This is a genomic window from Nonomuraea sp. NPDC049486 (assembly GCF_040676925.1).
Taxonomy (GTDB): Bacteria; Actinomycetota; Actinomycetes; order Streptosporangiales; family Streptosporangiaceae; genus Nonomuraea; species Nonomuraea ferruginea.
Map to the genome: position 1 here is coordinate 368187 of NZ_JBFAPV010000005.1, position 25467 is coordinate 393653.

General features: G+C 72.2%; 24 protein-coding genes. 7 read left to right on the forward strand and 17 right to left on the reverse strand.

Going from position 1 to position 25467, the window contains the following annotated elements; genetic code table 11:
- Nucleotides 1-20: 20 nt before the first annotated feature.
- Nucleotides 21-1940 (reverse strand): Xaa-Pro dipeptidyl-peptidase, encoded by a 1920-nt coding sequence (locus tag AB0K05_RS17705; protein WP_271277880.1) that lies wholly within the window; start codon nt 1938-1940, stop codon nt 21-23.
- A 490-nt stretch (nt 1941-2430) separates the two neighbouring features.
- Nucleotides 2431-3150: a hypothetical protein gene (locus AB0K05_RS17710; protein ID WP_364230106.1), complete on the reverse strand. Its 720-nt coding sequence runs from the start codon at nt 3148-3150 to the stop codon at nt 2431-2433.
- Between the two features lie 129 nt (nt 3151-3279).
- Between AB0K05_RS17710 and AB0K05_RS17715 the strand changes: the two genes are divergently transcribed.
- Complete coding sequence (locus AB0K05_RS17715; RefSeq protein WP_148030238.1) at nt 3280-3516, forward strand: hypothetical protein; 237 nt, start codon at nt 3280-3282, stop codon at nt 3514-3516.
- On the opposite strand, the gene AB0K05_RS17720 is transcribed toward AB0K05_RS17715, so the two are convergent.
- The 8 genes from AB0K05_RS17720 to AB0K05_RS17755 form a co-directional block, all read right to left on the reverse strand.
- Nucleotides 3517-4149 carry a methyltransferase domain-containing protein gene (locus AB0K05_RS17720; RefSeq protein WP_271277878.1) on the reverse strand — a complete coding sequence of 211 codons (633 nt, stop codon included), beginning with the start codon at nt 4147-4149 and terminating at the stop codon, nt 3517-3519. It lies immediately after the preceding gene.
- Nucleotides 4150-4213: 64 nt separating this feature from the next.
- The gene (locus AB0K05_RS17725; protein ID WP_364230109.1) at nt 4214-4747 is read right to left on the reverse strand and encodes a hypothetical protein; all 534 of its coding nucleotides are present in this window, start codon (nt 4745-4747) and stop codon (nt 4214-4216) included.
- Between the two features lie 313 nt (nt 4748-5060).
- Nucleotides 5061-5438, reverse strand: a complete 378-nt coding sequence (gene nirD / locus AB0K05_RS17730; protein ID WP_364230111.1) for a nitrite reductase small subunit NirD — start codon at nt 5436-5438, stop codon at nt 5061-5063.
- The gene (gene nirB / locus AB0K05_RS17735) at nt 5435-7864 is read right to left on the reverse strand and encodes a nitrite reductase large subunit NirB (protein WP_364230113.1); all 2430 of its coding nucleotides are present in this window, start codon (nt 7862-7864) and stop codon (nt 5435-5437) included. The genes nirD and nirB overlap by 4 nt, the downstream gene beginning before the upstream one ends.
- Nucleotides 7861-9255 (reverse strand): FAD-dependent oxidoreductase, encoded by a 1395-nt coding sequence (locus tag AB0K05_RS17740; RefSeq protein ID WP_271277875.1) that lies wholly within the window; start codon nt 9253-9255, stop codon nt 7861-7863. Before AB0K05_RS17740 ends, nirB begins: the two co-directional genes overlap by 4 nt.
- On the reverse strand, nt 9252-11606 hold the full coding sequence (locus AB0K05_RS17745; protein ID WP_364230115.1) for a molybdopterin-dependent oxidoreductase: 2355 nt from the start codon (nt 11604-11606) through the stop codon (nt 9252-9254). Before AB0K05_RS17745 ends, AB0K05_RS17740 begins: the two co-directional genes overlap by 4 nt.
- 4 nt (nt 11607-11610) lie before the next feature.
- Nucleotides 11611-12921: an MFS transporter gene (locus AB0K05_RS17750; RefSeq protein ID WP_219550404.1), complete on the reverse strand. Its 1311-nt coding sequence runs from the start codon at nt 12919-12921 to the stop codon at nt 11611-11613.
- A gap of 138 nt (nt 12922-13059) precedes the next feature.
- On the reverse strand, nt 13060-14172 hold the full coding sequence (locus AB0K05_RS17755; protein ID WP_364230117.1) for an epoxide hydrolase family protein: 1113 nt from the start codon (nt 14170-14172) through the stop codon (nt 13060-13062).
- A gap of 61 nt (nt 14173-14233) precedes the next feature.
- Between AB0K05_RS17755 and AB0K05_RS17760 the strand changes: the two genes are divergently transcribed.
- Nucleotides 14234-15208 (forward strand): YafY family protein, encoded by a 975-nt coding sequence (locus AB0K05_RS17760; RefSeq protein WP_364230119.1) that lies wholly within the window; start codon nt 14234-14236, stop codon nt 15206-15208.
- A 38-nt stretch (nt 15209-15246) separates the two neighbouring features.
- Complete coding sequence (locus tag AB0K05_RS17765) at nt 15247-15498, forward strand: hypothetical protein (protein WP_345482496.1); 252 nt, start codon at nt 15247-15249, stop codon at nt 15496-15498.
- Between the two features lie 73 nt (nt 15499-15571).
- Here the strand turns inward: AB0K05_RS17765 and AB0K05_RS17770 are convergent, their stop codons facing one another.
- Nucleotides 15572-16549: an NAD(P)-dependent alcohol dehydrogenase gene (locus tag AB0K05_RS17770; RefSeq protein WP_364230422.1), complete on the reverse strand. Its 978-nt coding sequence runs from the start codon at nt 16547-16549 to the stop codon at nt 15572-15574.
- Between the two features lie 86 nt (nt 16550-16635).
- Between AB0K05_RS17770 and AB0K05_RS17775 the strand changes: the two genes are divergently transcribed.
- Nucleotides 16636-17283, forward strand: coding sequence for a helix-turn-helix domain-containing protein (locus AB0K05_RS17775; RefSeq protein WP_364230122.1), 648 nt, complete (start codon nt 16636-16638; stop codon nt 17281-17283).
- Here the strand turns inward: AB0K05_RS17775 and AB0K05_RS17780 are convergent, their stop codons facing one another.
- Nucleotides 17284-17757 carry a GNAT family N-acetyltransferase gene (locus tag AB0K05_RS17780; protein WP_364230124.1) on the reverse strand — a complete coding sequence of 158 codons (474 nt, stop codon included), beginning with the start codon at nt 17755-17757 and terminating at the stop codon, nt 17284-17286.
- A 235-nt stretch (nt 17758-17992) separates the two neighbouring features.
- Between AB0K05_RS17780 and AB0K05_RS17785 the strand changes: the two genes are divergently transcribed.
- Nucleotides 17993-19141: a DUF418 domain-containing protein gene (locus AB0K05_RS17785; protein ID WP_364230126.1), complete on the forward strand. Its 1149-nt coding sequence runs from the start codon at nt 17993-17995 to the stop codon at nt 19139-19141.
- Here AB0K05_RS17785 and AB0K05_RS17790 read toward each other — a convergent pair.
- Together AB0K05_RS17790 and AB0K05_RS17795 are read right to left on the reverse strand one after the other, a co-directional pair.
- Entirely contained in the window at nt 19138-21207 is a 2070-nt protein-coding gene (locus AB0K05_RS17790; RefSeq protein ID WP_364230128.1) for a translation factor GTPase family protein, read from the reverse strand. The two genes, AB0K05_RS17785 and AB0K05_RS17790, sit on opposite strands and share 4 nt — an antisense overlap.
- Nucleotides 21208-21489: 282 nt before the next feature.
- On the reverse strand, nt 21490-22065 hold the full coding sequence (locus AB0K05_RS17795) for an HD domain-containing protein (RefSeq protein ID WP_148030226.1): 576 nt from the start codon (nt 22063-22065) through the stop codon (nt 21490-21492).
- Between the two features lie 203 nt (nt 22066-22268).
- Here AB0K05_RS17795 and AB0K05_RS17800 point away from each other — a divergent pair, with 203 nt between their 5' ends.
- On the forward strand, nt 22269-22853 hold the full coding sequence (locus AB0K05_RS17800; protein WP_364230130.1) for a hypothetical protein: 585 nt from the start codon (nt 22269-22271) through the stop codon (nt 22851-22853).
- A gap of 57 nt (nt 22854-22910) precedes the next feature.
- Entirely contained in the window at nt 22911-23234 is a 324-nt protein-coding gene (locus AB0K05_RS17805; protein WP_148030224.1) for a putative quinol monooxygenase, read from the forward strand.
- 42 nt (nt 23235-23276) lie between these two features.
- Here AB0K05_RS17805 and AB0K05_RS17810 read toward each other — a convergent pair whose 3' ends face one another.
- The 3 genes from AB0K05_RS17810 to AB0K05_RS17820 all read right to left on the reverse strand — a co-directional run.
- Complete coding sequence (locus AB0K05_RS17810; RefSeq protein WP_364230132.1) at nt 23277-23729, reverse strand: VOC family protein; 453 nt, start codon at nt 23727-23729, stop codon at nt 23277-23279.
- Nucleotides 23730-23830: 101 nt separating this feature from the next.
- Nucleotides 23831-24955 carry a sensor histidine kinase gene (locus AB0K05_RS17815; RefSeq protein ID WP_364230134.1) on the reverse strand — a complete coding sequence of 375 codons (1125 nt, stop codon included), beginning with the start codon at nt 24953-24955 and terminating at the stop codon, nt 23831-23833.
- A 222-nt stretch (nt 24956-25177) separates the two neighbouring features.
- Nucleotides 25178-25467 (reverse strand): hypothetical protein (locus AB0K05_RS17820; RefSeq protein WP_364230136.1); only part of this gene is annotated, 290 nt, incomplete at its 5' end.

Sequence of the window (25467 nt, forward strand, 5' to 3'; positions counted from 1 at the left end):
GGTCACTGCGGCAGGTCAGGTCAGAAGAACGAGAACTCCCGCTCCGGCTCCGGCAGGGTCACCTCCCGCGGTCCGATGAACCTCGCCCTGTCCTGCGGCACGCTCTCCAGCGGCGTCCCGAGCACCACCGGGAACGCGATCGAGCTCTTGGACAGGTCGACGGTGACGTTCGCCCCGGTGCCCGTCTCGTTGCTGTAGTTCGAGTCGGTGCCGGCGATCACCAGGCCGATCCGGTGTCCCTTCTTGAAGATGTAGTCCTGCGGCAGGGTCTCCCACTTGACGCTCCCGTACGTGCCCACGGGCAGCGGTGCGGAGCGGCTGAGCGAGAGGCGGTTCTGCACGTCGATCCAGCCGCGCGCGACGATCTCGACCGGCCGGTTGACCGTATTGGTGACGACCTTGCGGTAGCAGGCGTCGTCCCCGGCGGTGCTGTCGCCCCAGCAGTCCTCCTCGGTCAGGGTGGTGATGCCCCCGCCGCGCCGCCAGTCGACGCGGGTGTCGTCGCCGAAGTCGACGAGCAGCGCGGTCAGGTTGGCGGTCGGCTTGTCGAGCTTGACCCGCAGGTCGGCGACCGGGGTGCCGGACAGGCGCAGGTCGAGGGGCAGCTCACCGGTGGTGTACGCGATCCGGCCCGGCTTGGCGGTGCCGACGTCGGACACCATGTCGGACTCGGTCATGCGTACGTCGGTGAAGCTCGCGGTCGCCTTCTTGCCGGGCAGGAGGCGGAGCGAGCCGTCGGCGGCCGGGCGCAGGGTCAGCTTGTGGCCGCGGGGCGCCGGCCAGTCGCGCTCGGTGATCCACTGGGCGGGAGCGACCTCGACGTCGGCGCGGGGCTCGCGCATGATGTCGTTGCGCACGCCGTGCAGCCAGTGGTCGAACCACCGGTGCAGCGTGTCCACCCAGAGCCCCCTGCGGCCCTCGAAGTCGAACGGGTCCACGTGCGCGGTCTGGCCGAGCCAGATCTTGCGGGGCACGCCGCGCTTGGCCAGCGCCTCCCACCACTCGGAGAAGTTGTCGGGCTTGACGTTGAGGTCGTTGACGGTGTGCGCGACGAACACGCTCGCCCGTACCTTGGAGACGTCGCCGAGCAGGCCGTTGATGTAGTCGCGCTCGGCCCAGAAGGCGTTGTGGTCGCCGGTGTCGTCGCCGTCCTCGGCGTCCATCCGGTCGCGCACGGCCTGACACTTGGGCTCGGGGTCGGTGTCGATGTAGTTGGCCAGCCAGGAGGCGTAGTCGTAGTTGTAGATGACGCCGTTGGAGCGCTGGTACTTGTACCAGGAGCTGATCGCGGAGATGGGCACGATCGTCTCCAGGCCGCGCACGCCGGTGGCGGCGACGGCGTTGGCGAGCGTGCCGTCGTACGACTTGCCGATCATGGCCGACTTGCCGGTGGTCCAGTCGGCGACGGCGGGGCTGCCGTCGGCGCGGTAGGCCTTGGCGCGGCCGTTGAGCCAGTCGATGACGGCCTTGCCGCCCAGCACGTCGGCCTTGCCCCCGACGTCGGGGCAACCGTCGGACTTGGTGGTGCCGAGCATGTCGACGTTGAGCACGCCGTAGCCGCGCGGCACGAAGTAGTTGTCGTAGAAGAGCGGGAACTTCACGACGTTGCCGGCGTCGTCGTAGACCTTCCGCTCGCCTTCGTTGCCTCGACCGGAGTTGTCGTAGTACGGGCTCTCGTCGATGATGACGGGCACCCTGAGGCCGGGGCCGGACTCCTTGGGCCTGATGATGTCGACACGCACCCGGTCGAGCCTGCCGTCGGCATCGCTGTCGACGGTCGACTCGACGTACACGTGTTCGCGGATGGCGTCGGCGTAGGAGAAGACCGGCTGCGTGCGGCCGTTCTCGACGGTGATCTCTGGAGCGGTTGCCGCCTGGACGGGGGTGGCCGTCCCCACGATGAGGGCGGCGGCGATGAGGGCCGGGCGTAAGGGTGGCACGCGTGACCTCCGGGGGGCTGACAAAGTACGAGCAATCTCTCAGACCCCCGACGCCCTGACAAGATCTACCCACCGCCGTCCAGCCCCCTGTCCGAGCCCTTTTGCCACACCCGTTACGCACCCCGCGAGCCGAAACACCGCCCGCACCGCACCACCACGCGAGGCGAAGTGTGCCCACCACCGCAGGTCACAAGGCCGCACAAGGCGCAGCCCGCACCACGCCACACACCCGCACGGCCGCGCGCGTCGCCGCGACCACCGCAGCGCGGGCCGACACGAGCAGCCCGCCGCCCACAGCGACGACGTGCGCGGAACATCACCTCCAGAGCGGGCGGGCGCTCCCCGGAGATGACGATCGTCTCCGCCTTGTCCTCAACCTGCGGACCAGCTCCCGCCCGACGCCACCACCGCCAGCAACCCGCCACCCGCCGCAGCCGCCAGCAGTCCGTACGGGGAACGCCCGTGATCACCCCTGAAGCGCGGCGTGCGCCTACCCCGAGATGACGATCGTCTCCGCCTTGTCGTCGACTGGCGGGTCCGGTTCGCGTCCTCGGCGCGGCAACCGCAGTGCCGCCACCGCCAGCAGCGCGCCGCCTGCTGCGGCGAGCAGGAGTGTGTACGGGGGGACGCCGACGGTGGATGTTACTGGGGCGGGCGCGGCAGAGGCGGCGGGTGCAGCGGAGGCGGTGGGGGCGGATGCCGCGGTGGGAGGGGCTGGGGAGGCGTCCGGTACGCCTTCGAGGTCGGGGATGCCCGGGGGACGGATCACGCCCCAGTAGTCCACGGTCGGCTCACGAAGGGCCTTGACCAGGTCCGGGTCGAGGGGGTTGATCTCGATCCTGCCCGGCACGGTGAGGGTCCCGATCTCGTACGGCTGGAACATCCCCTGCACGCCGGTGAGCTTGTGGACGCCTTCGGGCACGTTGACGGCGGCCGCGTAGTGGCCGGGCTCGGGCAAGGGGCTGCCGGGGAACTCGCGGACGAGGCCGTCGGCGCCGGTCAGCCGCAGCGCGGTCGGGCCCAGCTCGCCCTCGAACGGGTGGGTGCCGTGCTGCAGGACCCAGAACCCGATCGTGTACGACGTGCCGGGAGCCAGCGAGGACGGCACCGGATCGAGATACGTGAGCGCCCACCCGCCGGACGCCGAGGCCGGGGGCGCGCCCGCGATCAGCGCGGCAGCGGCGGCCAGGATGACCATCAACCTTCTCATGTCACACCTCCGGCCGTGATACACCGCCCGGCGGTCCCAGGTTCCCGAGGGCGGTGCGTTTCCCGCCCGCGCGACGCAGAATTGAGGGGCCATGCGGGGGATCCGGCGAGATGCGAGGAGGCCCGCGCCGTGTTCGCCACCGGACGCGAATACCTGACGGGGATGCTCGACGTCCTCGTGCACGAGGGGATGCTGGCCGAGTGGCGGCGCGAGTCGCCCGACGGCTACGTGCTCCGCACGCATGAGGGCGAGGAGGTCACGCTGACGTCGTCGCAGGCCGCGATGTGGACGCACGGCGCGTTCGCCGCCTATCTGGCCCTGGTCGACCAGGGCCGCATCAGCCCGCGGCTGCCGGGCGGCACGTGATCAGGGGTTGCGTGCCCGGCCGAGGATGTGGGCGAGCGGGGGCGCGCCGGGGATCCGGTGGGTGAACCGGTCGTGCTCCTCGATGACCAGGCCCGCGGCGCCGATGGCCGCCGCCGTGTCGCGGTTGGGATGGCAGCCGCCGGCCACCCGCGACCACACCGGGGTGACCAGGTCCTGCAGCAGCCCGCGGACGGGCCGGTCGGAGCGCACGTGCTCGAAGAAGCGCAGCTCGCCGCCGGGCTTGAGCACCCTGCGCAGCTCGGCGAGCGCGCCTGCCGGGTCGGGGACCGAGCAGAGCACGAGCGAGACCACCACCGCGTCGAACTCGGCCGGCCCGGACGGCAGCGCCCCGGCGTGGCCGGGCACGACGCGTACCGGCACGGGGGCGGTGGCCGCGGCCCGCTCGGCGGCGGCGCGGAGCACGTCGTCGGGCTCGACCGCGACGACCTCGCGCACGCCCCGCGGGTAGTGGGGGAAACTGAGCCCGTTGCCGGCGCCGACCTCCAGGACGCGGCCGCTCAGCCCGTCCAGCAGGCGGGTGCGCAGCTCGCCCGTGACGGGCTCGGCCCGCCGGCTCATCCGGTCGTACGCGCGGGCGAACCGGGGATGCTGGAACCGCGAGAGATCCTGCATGGCTCCCACCGTATGCGGACAAGCCGGGCGACGGCGCCCGGCGTACCGGGCGCCGACGCCTCGTTCAGGACGCGCTGTTGCTCATGTAGCGGTCGATCTTCCAGGAGTCGTTGTCCTTCATCAGCAGGAAGAACCCGCGGGTCGCCTCGGCGCCCTGGCCGGAGGACGCGAAGACGAAGGCGCTCTTGCCCATGGTCTCCGACTCCTCGATGCTCGGCGTGCCGCCGGCGCCCTGCTGACCCTTGAAGAGCTCGGTCAGCGCCTGCGTGCCCTCCGCCGTCTCGTGTCCCTGCACCGCCGCCACGCCGTCCGAGGTGAACATCTTGGCGGCCTGCTCGCCGTTGCCCGAGGCGAGCGCCTGGTAGAACTTCTCCACCACCGACCGGGGCGAGCCCTTGCCGGTCTCGGTCGGTGTCGCCGTGCCCGTTTCGCCGGGCATCGGGCTTTCGGTCATGCCGGGCTCGGTGCCCGTCGGCGAGGCGGGGCTCGCCGCGCCCTTCATCGCTTGTCCGGTGCCGCCCGCGGCGCAGCCGGCGGTGAGGAGGGCAGGAACGACCATGGCCAGCAGGACGCCCCTGCGCAGGAATTTCATGCTCATGGCCGCAGTGATGCCCGCCCCGGTCGTCCGGGAATGCGCGCTTGATCCAGTCCGGACGAGTCCTTTACCGGCTGCGGATTACTCACACGAATGGTTCACCCGATTTGTCGAGATCGTTCAGAGGTGCGATCGTTGCCACCTCGATACCAATTTGGCGAGGCGTCGCCTATAGCGTCCCTTCAGTGCCGCAAATTAAGGCGAACCTAAGCACGGAGCCCGAGCCCCTGCCCCTGCGTGAGGAGGCCGAGCGCTGTGCCGCGGTCGACGCCGGCCGACGCTGCGTGCTCCCGGCGACTCACCCGGGCGCCCACGTCTACCCGCCCACCGACACGAGCCCGCGATCCTGAGCGCGCGTGCCGGACGGCAGGACACCTACGGACACCTGCACCGCGCCGTCGCGGACGCGCGCCCGGTAGACGGGGACCGCGACCGCGGGCTCGTCCAGGCAGCGCCCCGTGACCAGCGAGAACACCTGCTTGTGCAGCGGCGAGGCGACGGTCGCCTCGCCCTTCCTGGTGCCGACGATCCCGCGTGAGAGCACGTACGCCCCGCTGAACGGGTCGCGGTTGCCCAGCGCGTGCACCGTGCCGTCGTAGGTGCGGAAGAGCGCCACCTGCTCGCCGTCCACCAGCGCGCACACGCCGCGCTCGGGCAGCAGGAGGTCGTAGCCGCAGATGCCGATCCAGTTCATGACATCACCACCGGTTTGATCTGGTCTCGCTCTGTCGCGAAGACGATGGACGGGTCGGGGACCCCTGGTGCGTTGACGAAGCTGACGAACCGGCCGAGCTTGTCCGGGTCCTCCAGCGTGGCCCGCCACTCGTCGGCGTAGGTGGCGACGTGCCGCTCCATGTGCGCGTCGAGGTCGGCGCAGATGCCGAGCGAGTCGTCCATGATGACCGAGCGGAGGTAGCCGAGCCCGCCGTCGAGCGACTCCAGCCACGCGGAGGTGCGCTGCAGCCGGTCGGCGGTGCGGATGTAGAACATCAGGAACCGGTCGATGGTCCTGATCAGCTCCTCGCCGGTCAGGTCGGCGGCGAGCAGGTCGGCGTGGCGGGGCTTGAAGCCGCCGTTGCCGCCCACGTACAGGTTCCAGCCCTGCTCGGTGGCGATGACGCCGAAGTCCTTGGACCTGGCCTCGGCGCACTCGCGGGCGCAGCCGGAGACGGCCGACTTGAGCTTGTGCGGCGAGCGCAGCCCCCGGTAGCGCAGCTCCAGCGCGATGGCCATGCCCACCGAGTCCTGCACCCCGTACCGGCACCAGGCCGAGCCGACGCACGACTTGACCGTGCGCAGCGCCTTGCCGTAGGCGTGGCCGGACTCGAACCCGGCGTCGACGAGCCTGCGCCAGATCTCCGGGAGCTGGTCGACGCGGGCGCCGAACAGGTCGATCCGCTGCCCGCCGGTGATCTTCGTGTAGAGGCCGAAGTCGCGGGCCACCTCGCCGATGACGATGAGCTTGCCGGGGGTGATCTCGCCGCCGGGGATGCGCGGCACGACCGAGTACGTCCCGTTCTTCTGGATGTTGGCGAGGAAGTGGTCGTTGGTGTCCTGCAGGGCGGCGTTCTCGCCCTCCAGCACGTGCCCGTTGTGCAGCGAGGCGAGGATGGAGGCCACGGCGGGCTTGCACACGTCGCAGCCGCGGCCCTCCCCGTGCTCGGCGATGAGCTGGGAGAACGTGCGGATGCCGCGCACCCGTACGATGTCGAACAGCTCCGCCCTGGAGTGGGCGAAGTGCTCGCACAGCCCCTTGCCGGTGTCCACGCCGGCCTTCTCCAGCAGTTGCTTGAGCATCGGCACGCAGCTGCCGCAGGTGGTGCCGGCGCGGGTGCACGCCTTGACGCCGGGCACGTCGGCGCAGCCCTGGTCGTGGATGGCGGCGCGGACGGCGCCGGCGCTGACGTTGTTGCAGGAGCACACCTGCGCGTCGTCGGGCAGGTCGAACTGGACCCCGCCGCCGGCGAACAGCAGGTCCGCGGGGGGTGCGGGCAGCGGCTTGCCGACGTAGGAGCGCAGCGTGCCGTACGGGGAGGCGTCGCCGACGCAGATGCCGCCGAGCAGGGTGGTGGCGTCGTCGCTGATGAACAGCTTCTTGTAGACGCCGCCCACCGGGTCCATGTAGGTGACGTCGAGCGCCCCTTCCATGGCCCCGAACTGGGCCACCTCGACGCCGAGCAGCTTCAGCTTGGTGGACAGGTCGGCGCCGCCGAACGCCGCTGCGCCGCCCGTGATCCGCTCGGCGGCGACCTCGGCCATGGTGAAGCACGGCCCGGCGAGCCCGTACACCATGCCGTCGTGCAGGGCGCACTCGCCGACGGCGTAGATGTGCGGGTCGGAGGTGCGCATGGCGGAGTCGACGACGACGCCGCCGCGCTCCCCCACCGCCAGCCCGCACTCCCTGGCCAGCTCGTCGCGCGGCCTGACCCCGGCGGAGAAGACCACGATCTGGGCCTCGACGAGGGTCCCGTCCGGCGTGCGGAGGCCGGTGACGCGCCCCTGGCCGTCGGTGACGATCTCCTGTACGCCGGAGCCCGCGTGCACGCTCAGCCCGAGCGCCTCGATGTGGCCCTTGAGCACCGCGCCGCCGCCCTCGTCCACCTGGCGGGGCATCAGCCACGGGCTCATCTCCACGATGTGGGTGCGCAGCCCGAGCCCGCGCAGCGCGTCGGCGGCCTCCAGGCCGAGCAGCCCGCCGCCGACCACGACGCCGTCGGTGGCCCCCTCGGCCGCCGCCCTGATCGCGTCCAGGTCGTCGATGGTGCGGTAGACGTGCGCGTGCCCGGCCCCCGGCACCGGCGGCACGAACGGCCTGGACCCGGTGGCGAGCACCAGCACGTCGTACGGCTCCGGCTCGCCGCCCTCGACGGTCACCCGGCGGGCCCGCCGGTCGATGCCGGTGACGCGGCTGTTCAGCCTGGTCACCACGCCGGGCGGCACCGGGTAGGACAGCTCCTCGGCCGAGACGCCGTCCAGGTACGAGGTGAGCGCCACCCGGTCGTAGGCGGGCCTGGGCTCCTCGCCGATGACCGTGATCGTCCCGTCGAAGCCCCGCTCCAGCAGGGCCTCCACGAACCGGTGGGCGGCCGGCCCGTACCCGGCCACGACGATCTTCCTCATGCGGGAACCCCTTCCTGTTCGCACAGCCAGCCGACGATGCCCGCCACGGCGTCACGGCAGGTGCCGCAGCCGGTCGTGGCCCTGGTGGCGGCGGCCACGCCGGCCACGTCCCTGGCGCCCGCCTCCCAGCACGCCCTGATCTGTCCCTTGGTCACGTCGTTGCAGTGGCACACCTTGGCCGCGTCGGGCATCAGCGTCGGGCTGTCGGCCCTCGCCGCCGGCGCCGGCCCGGGGAACAGCAGCCCGGCCCGGTCCCCCGGCAGCGGCCCGCCGCGGTCGTAGAGCTGGGTGAGGGTGCCGACGGCGTCGGTGTCGCCCAGCAGGATCGCGCCGACGAGCCGGTCGTCGCGGATGACGAGCTTGCGGTAGGTGCCCCGGGCCCGGTGGCTGAAGCGCACCACCTCGGCCTGCTCGTCGGTGAGGTGCGTCTCGCCCATCGCGGCCAGCTCGACGCTGCTCGCCTTGAGCCGGGTGACCAGCCGGGAACCGCGGTAGCGCGACGCGCCGCCGGTGATCACGTCGGCGGCCACGGCGGCCTGCTCCCAGGCGGGCGCGACCAGCCCGTACACGGTGCCGTCGTGCTCGGCGCACTCGCCGATGGCCAGGATGGACGGGTCGTCGGTGCGCAGCTCGTCGTCGACCACGATGCCGCGCCGCACTTCCAGCCCGGCCTCGGCGGCCAGCGCGGTGAGCGGGCGGACGCCGCAGGCGAGCACCACCAGGTCGCCCTCGACCAGCTCGCCGCCGGCCAGCCGGACGCCGCCGTCCTCGACGGCGACGGCGCTGGCGCCGGTCCTGATCGCGACGCCGAGCCCGGCCAGCGTCTCGCCCAGCACCAGGCCCGCCTCGGGGTCGAGCTGCCGTTCCATCAGGTGGCCGGCCAGGTGCAGCAGCGTCACGGGCAGCCCGCGCCCGGCCAGCCCGCGGGCGGCCTCGACGCCGAGCAGCCCGCCGCCGATCACCACCGCGCGGCGGCTGTCGGCGGCGGCCTTGACGATGCGGTCGCAGTCGTCGAGCGTCCGGAACGGGATGGCGCGCCCCACGCCGGGGATGGGCGGCACGATCGCCTCGCTGCCGGTGGCCAGCACGAGCAGGTCGTACGGCGCGCGCCGGCCGTCGGCGGTGTGCACGGCGCGCGACTCGCGGTCGATCCAGGCCACGGCGCTCCCGAGCACCGCCTCCACCCGGTGCGTGTCGTACCAGGACAGGTCGTGCAGGCCGAGCTGCTCGGGCCTGGCCTGCCCGGCGAGCACGTTCGACAGCAGCACCCGGTTGTAGGGGCTGCCCTGCTCGGCCCCGAACACGGTGACCGGCATCCGCGGGTCGCGCGCCCGTACCTCGCTGACCAGGCGCGCGCCCGCCATCCCGTTGCCGACGACGACGAGCCTCATGTGACCCGCTCCACCCGTACGGCGCAGACCTTGAACTCCGGCATCCGGGACGTGGGGTCGAGCGCCGGATTGGTCAGCCGGTTCGCCCCCTCCCAGTGAAACGGCATGAACACGGTGTCGCTCCTGATCGCGTCGCTGATCCTGGCCACGCCCTGTCCCTGGCCGCGCCTGCTGGTGACCCGCACCAGGTCCCCCGCCCCGATGTCCAGCCGCCCGGCCAGATCGGGGTGGAGCTCCACGTACGGTTCGGGCACGGCGGCGGCGAGGGCGGCGATCCTGCGGGTCTGCGCGCCGCTCTGGTAGTGCGCGAGCACGCGGCCCGTGGTGAGATAGACGGGGTAGTCGTCGTCGATCTCCTCGGCCGGGCCCCGGTGCTCGACCGGCACGAACCTGGCCCGCCCGCCGGGGGTGGCGAACGAGCCGAGGAACGGCCGCGGCGTCCCGGGGTGCCCCGGCGCGGGACACGGCCAGAAAACCCCGACTTCCCGGCCCTGCCCGGTCTCCCCGCCACCTCGAACCCCCGCGCGGTCCCGGACCTCTCCTTCGTCCGGCACGCCCGCGCCACTCCGAACATCCGCGCGGTCCCCGACCTCCCCGCCGCCCGGCACGCCCGCGCCACTCCGAACATCCGCGCGGTCCCCGACCTCCCCGCCGCCCGGCACGCCCGCGCCACTCCGAACATCCGCGCGGTCCCGGACCTCCCCGCCGCCCGGCACGTCCGCGCCACTCCGAACATCCGCGCGGTCCCGGACCTCTCCTCCGTACGGGATGTCTCCCTCATCGCGGGTTTCCCGGGGGTCTTCCGTTTCTCCCGTGATGCGGTCGTACGTGATGCCCGAGTAGTCGGCGGGGCCGCCCGCGCTGGCGCGGCGCAGTTCCTCGAACACCTTGCCCGGCTCGTCGGCGAAGTCGTGGCCGAGCCTGCGGGCCAGCCCGGCGATGACCTCCAGGTCGCTCCGCACCCCGGGCGGCGGCCGGACCGCCTGCCGGCGCAGCAGCACGCGGCCCTCCAGGTTGGTCATGGTGCCCGTCTCCTCGGCCCACTGGGTGACGGGGAACACCACGTCGGCCAGCGCCGCCGTCTCCGACATGACCACGTCGCAGACGACGAGCAGGTCCAGCGACCGGATCCGCTCGGCGACCCGGGCGGAGTCGGGCGCGGACACGACCGGGTTGGAGCCGAACAGCAGCATCGCCTTCGGCCCCGCCGGCGTGCCGAGCGCCTCCAGCAGCTCGAACGCCGACCGCCCAGGACCCGGCAGGTCGCCGGGGTCGACGCCCCACACGCCGGCGACGTGCTCGCGGGCCGCCGGGTCGTCGATCCTGCGGTAGCCGGGGAGCTGGTCGGCCTTCTGCCCGTGCTCCCTGCCGCCCTGGCCGTTGCCCTGCCCGGTGAGGCACCCGTACCCGGAGCCGAGCCGTCCGGGCAGGCCCAGCGCGAGCGCCAGGTTGACGAACGCGGTGACGGTGTCGGTGCCCTGGGCGTGCTGCTCGGCGCCGCGCCCGGTGAGCACGTACGCCTTCTTCGCGTACGCGAGCGCGCGCACGGCCTCGCGCATCCGCGGCACCGGCACGCCGGTGATCCGCTCGACGCGCTCCGGCCACCAGGCGGCGAGCGAGGTCCGTACGGCGTCGAACCCGCTCGTGCGCTCCTCGACGTACGCGGCGTCGACCAGGTCCTCGGCGACGGCCAGGTGCAGCAGGCCGAGCGCGAGCGCCAGGTCGGTGCCGGGCGCGGGCCGCAGGTGCAGCCAGGCGAGCCTGGCCGTGGCGGTGCGGCGCGGGTCGACGACGATGAGCCGGGGCCCGTCCAGGTGGCGGACGAACGGCGGCATGGTCTCGGCCGGGTTGGCGCCCGCCAGCAGCACCACGTCGGCCCCGGCCAGGTCGGTGACGGGGAAGGGCATGCCGCGGTCCATGCCGAACGCCCTGATCGAGGCGGCGGCGGCCGACGACATGCAGAAGCGGCCGTTGTAGTCGATCTGGCTGGTGCCGAGGGCGACCCTGGCGAGCTTGCCCAGCAGGTACGCCTTCTCGTTGGTGAGCCCGCCCCCGCCGAACACGGCCACGCCGTCGGGGCCGTGTTCGAGCCTGATGGCGGACAGCCGGTCGGCGACGTGGCCGAGCGCCACGTCCCAGTCCACCGGCCGCCCGTGCAGGAGCGGGCTGGTCAGGCGGGCGCCGTTGGTGAGCAGGTCGGCGGCGGTCCAGCCCTTCTGGCACAGGGCTCCGGCCGCGTTGGCAGGGACGTCGGTCCGCGGCGTGATCGTGATCCCGGACGCGGTGGCGCTGATCGCCATCCCGCACTGCAGCGCGCAGTACGGGCAGTGGGTCTTCACCGGCTCGGCCATCCGGTCAGACCCTCGCGTGGGCGAGGCTGGCCACCCGCGAGACGCCGACGGTGCGCAGGTAGCACCACCAGGTCAGGGCGGCGCAGCTCGCGTAGAAGAGGCCGAAGGCGAGGAACGCGCCCGCCGGACTGCCGGTGGCGGCGAACGACATGCCGAACGCCCGGTTGATGAGGAAGCCGCCGAGCGCCCCGACGGCGGAGATGATGCCGATGGCCGCGGACGCCTGCCGCTTGCCGTGCAGCAGCGCCGCCTCGTCGTCGCCCTTCTCCGCCACCGCCTTGGCCTGGAAGATCGCGGGGATCATCCGGTAGGTGGAGCCGTTGCCGATCCCGGCGGTCAGGAACAGCGTCTGGAAGGCGAGGAAGAACAGCCAGAAACTGCCCGATCCCGACGCCGCCCAGACGAGCAGGACGCCGCCGCCCATGGCCGCGAAGTTCCACAACGTCACCGGGGCCCCGCCGAGCCGGTCGGCCAGCCACCCGCCCACCGGCCGGATCAGCGACCCGATCAGCGGCCCGGCGAACGCCACCGCGGCCCACGGCGCGTCCGGGAACAGGCTCGTGCTGAGCAGGGGGAAGGCGGTCGAGTAGCCGATGAACGAGCCGAACGTGCCCACGTACAGGAACGACATCACCCACGTCTGTGCCTTGCCGGCCACCGCGAGCTGCTCGCGCGGGCTGGCCTTGGCGCTGGTGAGGTTGTCCATGAAGAACCAGGCGCAGACGGCGGCGACCACGACGAACGGCAGCCAGAACCACCCGGCGGCGGCCAGCCCGAACGCGCCGATCACCAGCGGCATGACGAGCTGCACCGAGCTGACGCCGATGTTGCCCCCGGCGGCGTTCAGGCCGAGCGCGACGCCCTGCTTGCTCCGCGGGTAGAAGTAGGTGATGTTGGCCATGCTGGAGGCGAAGTTGCCGCCGCCCACCCCGGCCGTGGCCGCGATCAGCAGGAACATCCAGTACGGGGTGTCCGGGCTGCTCACCGCGACCCCGAGCAGCACGGCGGGCACGACCAGCAGCAGCGCGCTGACGACGGTGAAGTTGCGTCCGCCGAACCTGGCCGGCCCGAACGTGTACGGCACCCGCAGCACGGAGCCGATCAGGTTCGGCAGCGCGACCAGCCAGAACAGCTGGTCGGTGGTGAACTCATAGGCGCCCATCCGGGCGGCCACGATGCTCCACAGCGTCCAGACGGTGAAACCGAGATGCTCGGCCAGGATCGAGAAGACCAGGTTGCGCCGGGCGACCTTCCGGCCGGTGGTCCGCCAGAAGGCCGCGTCGTCGGGATGCCACTCGGCGATCCAGCGCGCCATCATTCCTCCTACGTTCTGAGCTGACTCGAACGTAGGAACCCGGGGTTACGCACAGAGGCGGATCGGCGCTGTGCGTTCGTTACGGGTGACTCACCCGGGCAACAGGCGATACACAAGCGTCACGCCGGAAACACGCCGTTAACGAACGCTCCTGAAGAAGGCCCGGATGTCGCGGACCAGCAGCTCCGGCTCCTCCATCGCGGCGAAGTGGCCGCCGGTCTCGAACTCGGTCCAGTGGACCACCTTGTCCGTCCGCTCGGCCAGCCTCCTGATCGGCAGCACGATGTCGTGCGGGAACACCGCGACGCCGAGCGGGGTGGGCGACGGCTGCGGCATGGACCAGGCGTGGGAGAACTCCCAGTAGATCTGCGCCGCCGAGTCGGCCGTGTTCGTCAGCCAGTAGAGGCTGACGTTGGTGAGCAGCCGGTCGCGGTCCACCGGCCGGTCGGTCCACTCGCGGAACTTCTCCGCGATCCAGGCGAGCTGCCCCGCCGGCGAGTCGGCCAGCCCGAACCCGAGCGTGTGCGGCCGGCTCGACTGGATCGCCATGTAGCCGCCCATGTCCCCGGTGAACTCCTCCAGCTTGGCGAGCCGCGCCTTGTCGGACTCGCTCACCTCGCCCAGGTCGCCCGACGGGAACGTCATGAGGTAGTTCACGTGCACGCCGATCACGTGCTCGGCGTCGGTCAGCCCCAGCTCGCGGGAGATCCCGGATCCCCAGTCGCCGCCCTGCGCCCCGTACCGCTCGTACCCGAGCCTGGCCATCAGCGTGGCCCAGGCGCGGGCGATCCGGCCGAGCGTCCAGCCGGTGCCGGTCAGCGGGGCGGAGAGTCCGAAGCCCGGGACGGACGGGATGACCAGGTGGAAGGCGTCGGCCGGGTCCCCGCCGTGCGCCTCCGGGTCGGTCAGCGGCCCGATCACGTCGAGGAACTCGACGACCGAGCCCGGCCAGCCGTGGGTGAGGATCAGCGGGGTGGCGTCCGGCTCGGGCGAGCGCACGTGCAGGAAGTGGATGTCCTGGCCGTCGATCTCGGTGACGTACTGCGGGTGGGCGTTGAGCTCGGCCTCGTGCGCCCGCCAGTCGTAGCCGGTGGCCCAGTAGCCGGCCAGCTCGCGCAGCTCCGCCACGGTGACGCCGCGCTCGCTGCCGGCGCCCGGGGTCTGTACGGGGTAACGGGTCCGGCTCAGCCGCTCGCGCAGGTCGTCGAGGTCGGCCTGGGGGATGTCGAGGTGGAACTCCCTGATGGTCATAGATGAACCGTCCCAAGGATTGTGGCAAGCTTTTTGCCGCTTTTTCCGGGAAAATCGCCAAATGCTGGAAACCTCCGCGCGGCTGCTGCGCCTGCTGTCGCTCCTGCAGACCCGGCCCGCCTGGACCGGCGCCGAGCTGGCCGAACGCCTCCAGGTCAGCCCCCGGACCGTCCGCTACGACATCGGCAAGCTGCGCGGCCTCGGCTATCCGGTCCACGCCACGCCCGGATTGGCCGGGGGTTACCGGCTGGGCGCCGGGGCCGAGCTGCCGCCGCTGCTGCTGGACGACGAGGAGGCGGTGGCGGTCGCGGTGGGGCTGCGCACCGCCGGTGCGGTGGAGGGCATCGAGGAGACGTCCCTGCGCGCCCTGGCCAAGCTGGAGCAGGTGCTGCCCGACCGGCTGCGCCGCCGGGTCCGGGCGCTGCACGCGGCCACCGTGTCCCTGGCGCCGGGCGGGCCGGCCGTCCCCGCCGAGACGCTGACCGCCGTCGCCACCGCCTGCCGCGACCGGCACCGGCTGCGGTTCGACTACCGGACGCACGACGGGTCCGTACGAATGCGGGACGTGGAACCGTACCGGCTGGTGCACACCGGGCGGCGGTGGTACCTGATCGGCTGGGACGTGGAGCGGGACGACTGGCGCACCTTCAGGGTGGACCGGATCGCGCTCCGGACACCCGGCGGCCCTCGCTTCACCCCCCGGGAGGCGCCGCCCGCGTCGATGGTGCCTAAGGGGGTCGACACGGCGCTGATGCGGCACCGGGCGCGGGTCACGGTGCACGCCCCCGCCTCCGCCATCGCCCCGCACCTGCCGGAATCGGTGCTCGTCGAGAGCGCCGGCGACCGTACGTGCGTCGTGCACGCGGGCGGCGAGACCCCGATGCGGCTGGCGCTGCACATCCTCGCGCTCGACGCCGATTTCACCGTCGACGACCCCCCTGAGCTGCTGGAAGCCCTGCGCACCCTCTCGGCGCGGGCCGAGGTTACGGCGCTCGGGACAGGGGAACAGCATTCACAGCAAGGGGGGACATCATGATCAAAATGCTCCACAAGATGGGCATCAAGTCAAATCACATGTATCTGGCAGGAATCGGCTCCGTCGGCCTGGCCCTGGCCAGCTGGATGATGTCGAAGAACTACGAAGGCGCGGATCTGGCTCGCGCCGACCGCTGGGGGATCTTCATCGGCGAGTGGGCGCCCACGTTCTTCGCCATGGGCGTGGCGCTCCGCATCGAGGAGACGCACCGCGAGCTGGGTGAGGGGCCGGAGGAGATGTACCAGACCGGCCGCCAGCCGGAACGGGTGCACGCGGGCACCGGCATGTGACTTCCGAGAAGGCCCGCAGCCCGCCAGGTCTGCGGGCCTTCTCGCGTCCCGCCCTGGATCCCCGGCTCGTGGTTCAGGTCTGGGAGCCGGCCGCGCCCACGGTCCGGACGACGACTTTCCCGCGGACGCCGCCGGCTTCCAGCGCGCGGTGCGCCTCGGCGATGTCCGCCAGCGGATGGACGGTGTCCACCACCGGCCGGATCGCCCCGCTCTCCACGAGCCGCGTCAGGTCGGCGAAGAGCTCGTGGGTGGGGTTCCCGCTGAAGAACCGTACGCGTCGCGAGCCGTACACGGTGGAGACCAGGATGGAGGCCAGGGACGGGACGAGGCGGCCGAGGTCGAAGCTGATCGTCACCATGCGTCCGCCGGGTGTGAGGAGCCGGCGGTAGGCGCTCAGGGCGGTGCCTGCGGTGTCGAGGATCACGTCGAACCGGCCGAGGTCGCCGGGGCTCGTGGTCGCGTAGTCGACGGCTTCGTCGGCGCCGAGGTCCCGTACGAAGTCGAGGTTGCCCTTCCTGGCCAGCCCCGTGACGTGCGCGCCGTACGCCCGGCCGAGCTGGACGGCGACGCTGCCGACGCCGCCGCTCGCGCCGCGCACCAGCAGCCGCTCCCCCGCCCTGAGCCCGGCCCGGTCGCGCAGCGCGGTGATCGCGGTCGTGCCCACGCCGGGCAGGGAGGCGGCCTCGACCAGGTCCGTCCCTGCGGGCGCGAGGGCCAGGTGGCGCGGGCGGACGACGACGTACTCGGCCGCCGCGGAGCTGATCGCCCGGCCTCCGCCCCACACCCGGTCGCCCACCGCGAGGCCGCGCATGGGCGAGCCCAGGGCGGCGACCTCTCCGGCGAAGTCCATGCCGAGGGTCTTCGGGAAGCCCCGGCTCATCAGGCCGGTCAGCGGGCGGAGCCGTCCGGCGCGGGCCGCAAGTTCGCCCCCGTTGACGCTGCCGGCGTGCACCCGCACCAGCACCTCGCCCGGCCCGGCGACCGGTTTCGGCACCATGGCCTCGTACAGCACTTCCGGGGGCCCGTACCTGTCGTAACGGGCGGCGCGCATCTCGCTCACTGGTCCTCCTCGGGTGTCAGGCCCGACACTAGGCCGCAACCGGAGGGGGTGCTCCATTTGGCGCTAATGTGAGAAGAGTGCCTGCCCGTTCCTCTCGGATAACGCTGCGCGCCGACGCGCGGCACAACCGCGACCGCATCCTCCAGGCGGCCCGCGAGGCGTTCGCCGCCCGCGGGCTCGACGTGCCGACGGCGGCGATCGAGCGCCGCGCCGGGGTCGGCGTCGCGACCCTCTACCGGCGCTTCCCCACCCGCGAGTCGCTGGTCGCGGAGGTGTTCGCCGACCAGCTCTCCGCCTGCGCCTCGACCGTCGACGACGCCCTGGAGGACCCCGACCCGTGGCGCGCCTTCCGCACGGTCATCGAGACGCTCTGCGCCATGCAGGCCGCCGACCGGGGGTTCACCGCCGCCTTCCTGACCGCGTTCCCCGAGGCCCTGGACTACGAGGACAAACGCGCCCGCGCCGAGCGGGGCTTCGTCGAGCTCACCCGTCGCGCCAAGGCCGCCGGACGGCTGCGTCCCGACTTCGACCTGGCCGACCTCGTGCTGCTGCTCCTGGCCAACAACGGCATCGTCACCGAGTCGTCCGAGGCCGCGATGGCCGCCTCCCGCCGCTTCGTCGCCTACCAGCTCCAGGCCTTCCAGGCCGGCCACGCCGGACCGCTGCCGCCCCCGCCCCCGCTCGGCCTCGACAACCTGTACGCCTCGCCGTCCACGGGCCGGTAGCTACGACTTGCCGAACCGCTCCAGGGCGTCGCCGCTGAGCCGGTAGCGGATCCACTCGTCGCAGGGGATGGCGCCGATGGACTTGTAGAAGTTGATCGTTGGTTCGTTCCAGTCGAGCACGGACCATTCGAAGCGCCCGTACCCGCGCTCGAGGCAGATCCGGGCCAGCTCGGTCATGAGAGCCTTGCCGTGGCCGCCGCCCCGATGCTGGGGGCGCACGTAGATGTCCTCCAGGTAGAGGCCGTGGGTGCCGGTCCAGGTGGAGAAGCTGAGGAACCACATGGCGAAGCCGACCACCTCGCCGTCGTCGTTCTCGGCCATGTGGGCGAACACCTTGGGCTCGGGGCCGAACAGCGCCTGGCGCAGCTGCTCCTCGGTGGCCTCGACCTCGTCGAGCGACTTCTCGTATGCGGCCAGCTCACGGATCAGCTGGTGGATGGCGGGCACGTCGGCAGGGGTGGCAGAGCGAATCACGCACACAGATTAGGACATATCCACTAGAGCAGCAGATTCAGGATCAGCGTCAGCAGCACCGACAGCACGACCGACACGATGATCATGATCAGGCAGCCCAGCCCGCCGCCGGCCGGCCGGATGTCCCGGTTCCCGAGTCTCATGCCTGACGGCTGCCCCGGATACATCCATCGATGTATCCGAGATCAGCCCATGTGAGGACCTTCTCCCCGCTGGGCGACGGCATCGTGGAAAGGTGACAGGCAACAGGATCGAAGCACTGGACGTGCTCAGGGGCGCGGCGATCGCGGGCACGCTGGGCACGAACATCTGGATCTTCACCAGCCCGGGCGGGCCCGCCGATCTGGCGGGGGCGCTGGGGCAGGCGGGGGCGGTGGAGTCGTTCCTGCGCTTCCTCGCCAACGGCAAGTTCCTGGCGCTGCTGACCCTGCTGTTCGGCGTCGGGCTGGAGCTGCAGTACCGCTCGGCCCGGCGGCGCGGGCTGCGCTGGCCGGGGCGCTACCTGTGGCGGGCGGCGTTGCTGTTCGCCGAGGGGCTGCTGCACTACGTGCTGGTCTTCGAGTACGACGTGCTCATGGGGTACGGGGTGACCGCGATCGTGGTCGCCTACCTGATCGGGCGGAGCGACCGGGTGGTGACCGCCTGGATGGCGGCCGTCGGGTCGCTGTTCGTGCTGTTCGTGGGGCTGGCCACGGCCGCGCTCCTCAACAGCGGCGCCTCACTTGCCGGATCCTCGCCGGGGTCGCTGTTCACCGAGGGGTCCTACCTGGACCAGGTGGCGTCCCGGATCGAGCTGGCCGGGGTGTACCGGGCGGAGGCGGTGTTCATCGTGCCGCTGGGCGTCGTGCTGTTCCTGCTGGGGGCCCGGCTGCTGCGGGCGGGCGTGTTCGACGGCACCGAGCGCGGCGCGGCGCTGCGGCGCAGGCTCATGGCGATCGGCCTGGGCGCAGGGCTGCCGCTCAACCTGGTCACCACGTTCGCCGGCTCCGGCTGGTTCCTGGTGGACCGGTACCTGCTGCCGCCCCTGGTGGCGCTGGGCCTGCTCGCCCTGATCACCTCGCTGGTGCGCCGGGACGCCGCGCCGGGGCCGCTGCGCCGCGGCCTGTCCAACGTGGGCAGGACCGCTCTGAGCTGCTACGTCTTCCAGAACGTGGTCGCCTCGGCCCTCTGCTACGGCTGGGGGCTCGGGCTGGCCGCCCGGCTCGACTGGCTGCGGCCCTGGTGGGTGCCGGTGGCGTGGCTGGCCATCTGCGCGCTGTTCATGGCCCTGTCCACGCTCTGGCTGCGGCGGTTCAGCCGGGGGCCGATCGAGGCCGCGTGGCAGTGGGCGTACCAGCTGCCGTGGCGGTCCACACCGGCCCCCGCGCGCTCCGGGTCCGCCTAGACCATGCGCACCACGTGCAGCAGGTACTCCTTCCGGTTACGCGGGTCGTGGCCGATGCGGCGGCGGGCGGGCGGCGGCCCCGGCACCCGCTGGTAGCGGTCGAAGGCGGTCTCCAGGACGCCTTCGCCGCGGGTCAGCGACGGCAGCGCCCGCTCCAGCCCGTGCACCAGCGCCGCCGGCACCGTCCCCTCGATCCGGTACGTGTCGCCGTGCGGCCGCGAGCCCGTCGGGACGGCGCGCAGCCGCGACAGCACCGGCAGCACCCCGCCCAGCAGGTCGGCGGGGATCTCCAGATGGAAGCGGTGCAACGGCTCGTGCACGCGGGTGCCGGCCTGCTTGAGCGCGTCCATCAGCACCAGCGGCGTCAGGTTGCGGAAGTCGCCGGCGGTGCTGGACATGCTCTTGTCGAACACGCCGTGGGAGTGGCTCTGCCGCGCCCAGTAGCCGGTGTGGGTGAGGGTGACCGCGCAGTCGATCACCTCCCAGCCGTGCAGGCCCTGCTGGAGCGTCTGCCGCGCCGTCTCCTCGACGGCGCGCATGAACGTGTACGGCATCGACCCCAGCTCGACCGCCAGCCGGAACGTCACCCCCGACCCGATCGGCCCGGGTTCGACGCGCAGCCCGACCGTGCCGAGGAACGGGTTGCCGCCCTGGGCGATGAACTCGGCCGCCGCGCCGGTGCCTGCCGGGCGTTCGACGCAGATCGTGGTGGTCTCCTCGAACGTCACGTCCAGCCCGAACTCCTCGGCCAGCGTCTGCTGGATGACCTCCTTCTGCACCTCCCCGTACAGGGAGACGTAGGTCTCCTGCCGGACGTCGTCCTGCCGCAGGCCGATCAGCGGGTCCTGCTCGGCGAGCTGGGTGAGCGCGGCGTGCAGGGCACCCCGGTCGGCGGCCCGGACGGGCGTGACGACGGTCTCCAGCGACGGCGGCGCGAAGTGGCGGCGCACCCGGCCGCGAGCCGGTCCGACGCGAATGCCGACGCGATCGGCGACACGATCGGCGTGGTGATCGATGACGTGGTCGGCGGCGTGGTCGGCGGCGTGGTCGGCGTGCTGATCGGCGAACTGGTCGCCGATGTAGTCGCCTATGTAGTCGCCGACGCGGATGCCGCCGAGCCCCGACAGCAGGCCGATCCGCCCGGCGCCGACCGCGTCCGCGCGCACGGCGGTGCCGCGGTCGAACACCCCGATCGCCGTCACCTTGCCGTGGCCGGGGACGGTGTCGCGGACCCGGAGCGTGCCGGAGAACATGCGGACGTAGGCGAGCCGCTCCCCCGCGGGCCCGCGCTCGACTTTGAACACGGCGCCGGACGGCGGCCCCGACGCGTCACCTTCGGCGGCGGGCAGCAGGTCGCGGATGCCGTCCATGAGCGCGGGCACGCCCGCCCCGGTGATGGCCGAGCCGAAGAACACCGGATGCGCCAGACCGTCGCGCGCCTGCCGGGTGAGCGCCTGGCGCAGCCGCCGGTCCGTGATGGGCCGGTCGTCCACGTACGCGGCGAGCAGGGTCTCGTCGTGGTCGGCGAGCAGCTCGGCCAGGCGCGGGTCGGCGGCGGGGGTGACGGCGGCGGCGCGGGTGCCGAGGCCGGTGACGGCCGACATGGCGACGCCCGACGGGGCCAGCCGGGCCCTGACGGCGTCCAGCACCTCACCGTACGCGGCGCCGCGCCGGTCGATCTTGTTGACGAAGATCAGCGCGGGGATGCCGAGCCGCCGCAGCGTACGCATGAGCACGCGCGTCTGGGCCTGCACTCCCTCGACGGCGGAGACCACCAGAACGGCACCGTCGAGCACGTCCAGCACGCGCTCGACCTCGGCGATGAAGTCGGGGTGGCCCGGCGTGTCGATCAGGTTGACCGTCACGTCGCCGATGGGGAAGGAGACGACGGCGGATCTGATCGTGATGCCGCGCCGGCGTTCGAGCGCGAGGGTGTCGGTGCGGGTGCTGCCCTGGTCGACGCTGCCGAGCTCGTCGATGACCCCGGCGGCGTGCAGCAGCCGCTCGGTCAGGCTCGTCTTACCGGCGTCGACATGCGCGAGGATCCCGAGGTTGAGTGTTTTCACGGAGCGTCATGTCCTGTGCGTAGAAGGAAGTCTTCAGCTGGGTGGACATGAAAGTCGCTCGCATTTCTGCTCCTCGCTCGCGGGATGCCGTTCCGCCGCTCAGCTCAGCAGACCGGCGCGCGCGATCACAACCGATTTAATTTCGGGAGTTTCACCTCATATCCCGCATTCTGACTCGTACGAAGAAATTTCGTGATATGAAGTGTCATGGAGATCCTGGGAGATCAAGCGCGACAGGGCCCCGGTCAGTGAGCAAGGACCGGGGCCTTTCGCGTGTCGCGATCAGTCGCCGTTGAGCACCGGCGTGATCCACTTCAGCGTGCCGGTGCGCAGCGCCTCTTCCGCCAGGCGCTTGCCGGTGACGGTCCTGAGCGCGGCCAGCGAGCTGTCGATCCACGGCTGCACGTTCTGGTTGCCCTGCTCGCGGTACTCGACCGCCTGGATCAGGCACTCAAGCTTGTCGGCGTCACGCGCGCACACCGCCTCCAGGCTGTCCTTCTCCTCGTACTCCCGGACCGCGCCGCTCACCATCTCCGCCACCTCGCCGGGCAGGCCGCGCGTCTGGTCGGCCGTGACCTCCTCGTTGGAGGCGGGCTTGAGGTAGCGCTTGCCGATGTACGGGATGTCGGTGATGCGGGTCTCCTGCGTGTCATGGAAGAGACTCATGAACGCGGCCCGTTCCGGGTTGCCGCCCTCCAGCTTGGCGATCATCCCGGCGATGACGGCGGTGCGGAAGGAGTGGTCGGCGATGCTCTCCGGATCGCGCACCCCGGCCACCAGCCAGCCGGTGCGTTTGTAGCGTTTGAGCAGCCCGAACTCGTACAGCAGCCCCGCCACTCCCGCGAGTTCGCCAGTCACGGAGATTCCCCCTCAACCTCGGTCCGGCTCGTGAGCCGAGCGTAGACGACGCGTGCCCGTCCCGGCGTGACGCGAAACCTCGCGGCGGGGCGGCGGCGGCGCGGTAGGCGGCGGCTCCCGGTTGTCCCCGGTTTCCGTCATGATCGTGCCGGGGCGCGGTTCACCGAGGAGGGCCCGGGTAGCGGCCAATCATGTCCACTGGCATGTCAGCGCGGCTGCTCGCCTGCGCCGCCGCACTGGTCCTGGCGGCGACCGGCTGTTCCAGCTCGGTCGACCCCGATGACCCCGCCCGCCTGAACCGCCCGGGGAACGACGGGGCGAACGGCGACGTGCAGGGGGTGCACGTACGCGACGCGTTCCTGCTCGGCGAGATGTCCACCGCGTCGCCCACCGCGTCGCCCGCGGGCCAGCAGGCCCTGTACGCGGTGCTGATCAGCAACCGCGACCGGCCCGACCTGCTGGAGCGGGTCACCGTGGAGGGCGGCGGGACCGTCCGGCTGGTGGGGCCGGTCGAGCTGCGCCCCTACGAGGCCGCCACCCGGCCCGACCAGCCCATCGGCATGGCCAGCGGCATCCTCGGCAACTACGTGCCGATGACGTTCACGTTCCGCGACGCGGGCGCGGTGCGGATGGCGGTGCCCGTGATGGCGCGGCAGGGCAGGTTCTCCGGCCTGCCGTCGTCGCCGGTCGGCACGCCGACGCCCACGTCGACCCCGTCGCCCAAGCGGTCCGGCCCGACGCCGAAGCCGACCGTCCCGCCGGAGCACGCCACCCGCGAGCCGGGCTGATCAGGCTCGCCCGCCCTACCATCGGTGAGGACCCCGTACCGTAACGAGAGAGACCAAATGATCTTCATCACCGCGAAGTTCCGCGTCCGGCCCGAGTCCGCCGACCGGTTCGCCGAGGTCACCGCCGAGTTCACCCGGGCCACCCGCGCCGAGCCCGGCTGCCTGTGGTTCGACTGGTCGCGCAGCCTGGACGACCCCAACGAGTACGTGCTGGTGGAGGCGTTCAAGGACGCCGACGCGGGCGCCGCGCACGTCCAGTCGGACCATTTCAGGAAGGCCCAGCAGGACCTGCCGCCGCACCTGGCCGAGACGCCGCGGATCGTCAACACCACGATCCCGCAGGACGACTGGTCGCTGCTGGGCGAGATGGCGGTCGACTGACCCGGCGCGGGGCCGGCGGCTCGCCCGCCGGCCCCCCGAGGGTCAGGACTTGGCCGCGTCGCGCAGCGCCCGCACGTCGATCTTGCTCATGCCCATCATCGCCTGCGCCACCTTCCCCGCGACCTCGGGATCGGGGTGGCTCAGCAGCTCGGGCAGCTCCCTCGGGATGATCTGCCAGGACAGGCCGTAGCGGTCCTTCAGCCACCCGCACCGACCTTCCTCGCCGCCCTCGGTGAGCCGGCCCCACAGCTCGTCGACCTCCTCCTGCGACTCGCAGTCGACGAGCAGCGAGATCGCCTCGTTGAAGGTGTGGGCCGGACCGCCGTTGAGCGCCAGATAGCGCTGCCCCGCCAGCTCGAACGTGACCATCATCGCCCTGCCGTCCGGCCCCGGCTGGACCCCCAGCACCCGGGAGCCGGCGAAGAGCGAGGTGTAGAAGGTGGCGGCTTCCTCGGCCTGGTGGTCGAACCACAGGTAGGTGGTGATCTTCTGCATGACAGCGTCCTTTCAGGGTGCCGTTCTTTCGTCTCACCGACGCGTCGAACGCCTCCGCGCCGGATCGACACGGCCGCCAGAAGTTTTCCGGCACGGGACGCTCACACCGGCAGCACTGCCCGCACCCGGAACCCGCCCTCCGGGACCGGCCCCGCGGCGAGAGTCCCGCCGAACATCGCCACCCGCTCGCGCATCCCGACCAGCCCGTAGCCGCTCTCACCCGGCCGGGGCGGCGGGCCGGACGGCCCCCGGTCCACCACCTCCAGCGTGAGCTCGCGCGGCCGGTAACCGACCGTCACCGTCACGTCGGCCGGCCCGGCGTGCTTGAGCGTGTTCGTCAGCGCCTCCTGCAGGATCCGGTAGGCCGACAGGTCCAGCGCGGGCGGCAGCGGCACCGGTTCGCCGTGGATCTCCGTCTTCACCGTCAGGCCGGCGGCGCGTACCTGGTCCACCAGTTCGTCCAGCCGGTCGAGCCCCGCGATCGGCACGGTCCCGTCGCTCTCGGGCCCGCGCAGCAGGTTGAGCATGAGCCGCAGCTCCTCCACCGCCTCCCGGCCGGTCGCCTCGACGGTGGCCAGGATCTCCCGCTCGGGCGCCCGCTCCTGCCCCAGCATCAGCCGGACCCCGCCGGTGCGCATGGTCATCACGCTCACGCTGTGGACCACGATGTCGTGCAGCTCGCGGGCGATGCGGGCGCGCTCGGCGGAGACGGCCTCGCGGGCGAGCAGCTCGCCGCGCTCCGCCGCCCGCACGGCCAGCGCCCGGTAGCGGCGCACCGCGATGCCCGCGCCCGCCGCGACGGTGCTCATGACGACGGCCACCGCGACGTCGCCCCACCCGGGCGAGTTCGAGGACGCGGCCAGCATCGCCGCCACGAAGACGCCGGTCATCGCCAGCCCCGTCACCGCCCGCCGGTCACGCGGGCGGACCTCGCTCAGCAGCGTGAACAGCAGGAGCAGCTGCGTGTAGTACTGCCACGCCGCCGCCACGTCGGCGACCAGCAGGAACCCGGCGACGTTCGCGATCGTGTACGCGGAGAGCACCCCGAACGGCGCCTGCCTGCGGAACAGCACGAGCACCGCCGCGGCGACCCCGGCGGCGATCCACCACGCCGCCTCCTGCCGGTCGGGGGCGGCGGTGCGCTCGCCGATCTCTTCGGCCACCGCGAACAGTCCGACGACTCCCGCTACGAGCCAGTCGACCGGGGAGGGGATACGCGGCGCCATGCCGGAAGTATGACCTGTGATCGGACCGGATCACGTGCCGGGTGGGCAACGGTCGTTCGGTTTCCGGTCCGTTCGGTTTCCCGTATGTGGGACAACCCGAACACCTGCCGCCGCAGGTGCCTACCTCGTCCTGGAGCGGCCCGGAACGCCTGCGGGCGGACGCCGCGCTGAACGCGGCGCCCGCCCGGGCTGGAGGGTTGGTGATCCGTCAGCGGTGATCCGCTACGCGCTGTGGACGAGGGACGGGCAGCTGGCCGGCAGGGAGTTGCCGCCCGCGACCGCGCACGCCGTCTGCTGCATGTTCCTGTACGGCAGGAAGAACTGCTGGGCCGGCGAGAAACCGAGGAGCGACGCCAGCGAGAGCCGGCCGTCCTCGCTCAGCTGGTGGGCACTCCGGCCGTCCAGCTTCTGGCCATCCACGTCCTGACCTTCGACGTCCTGACCTTCGACGTCCTGAGCCTCGGCGTCCTGGCCCTCGACGTCCTGGCCCTCGACGTCGGGACCCTCGACGA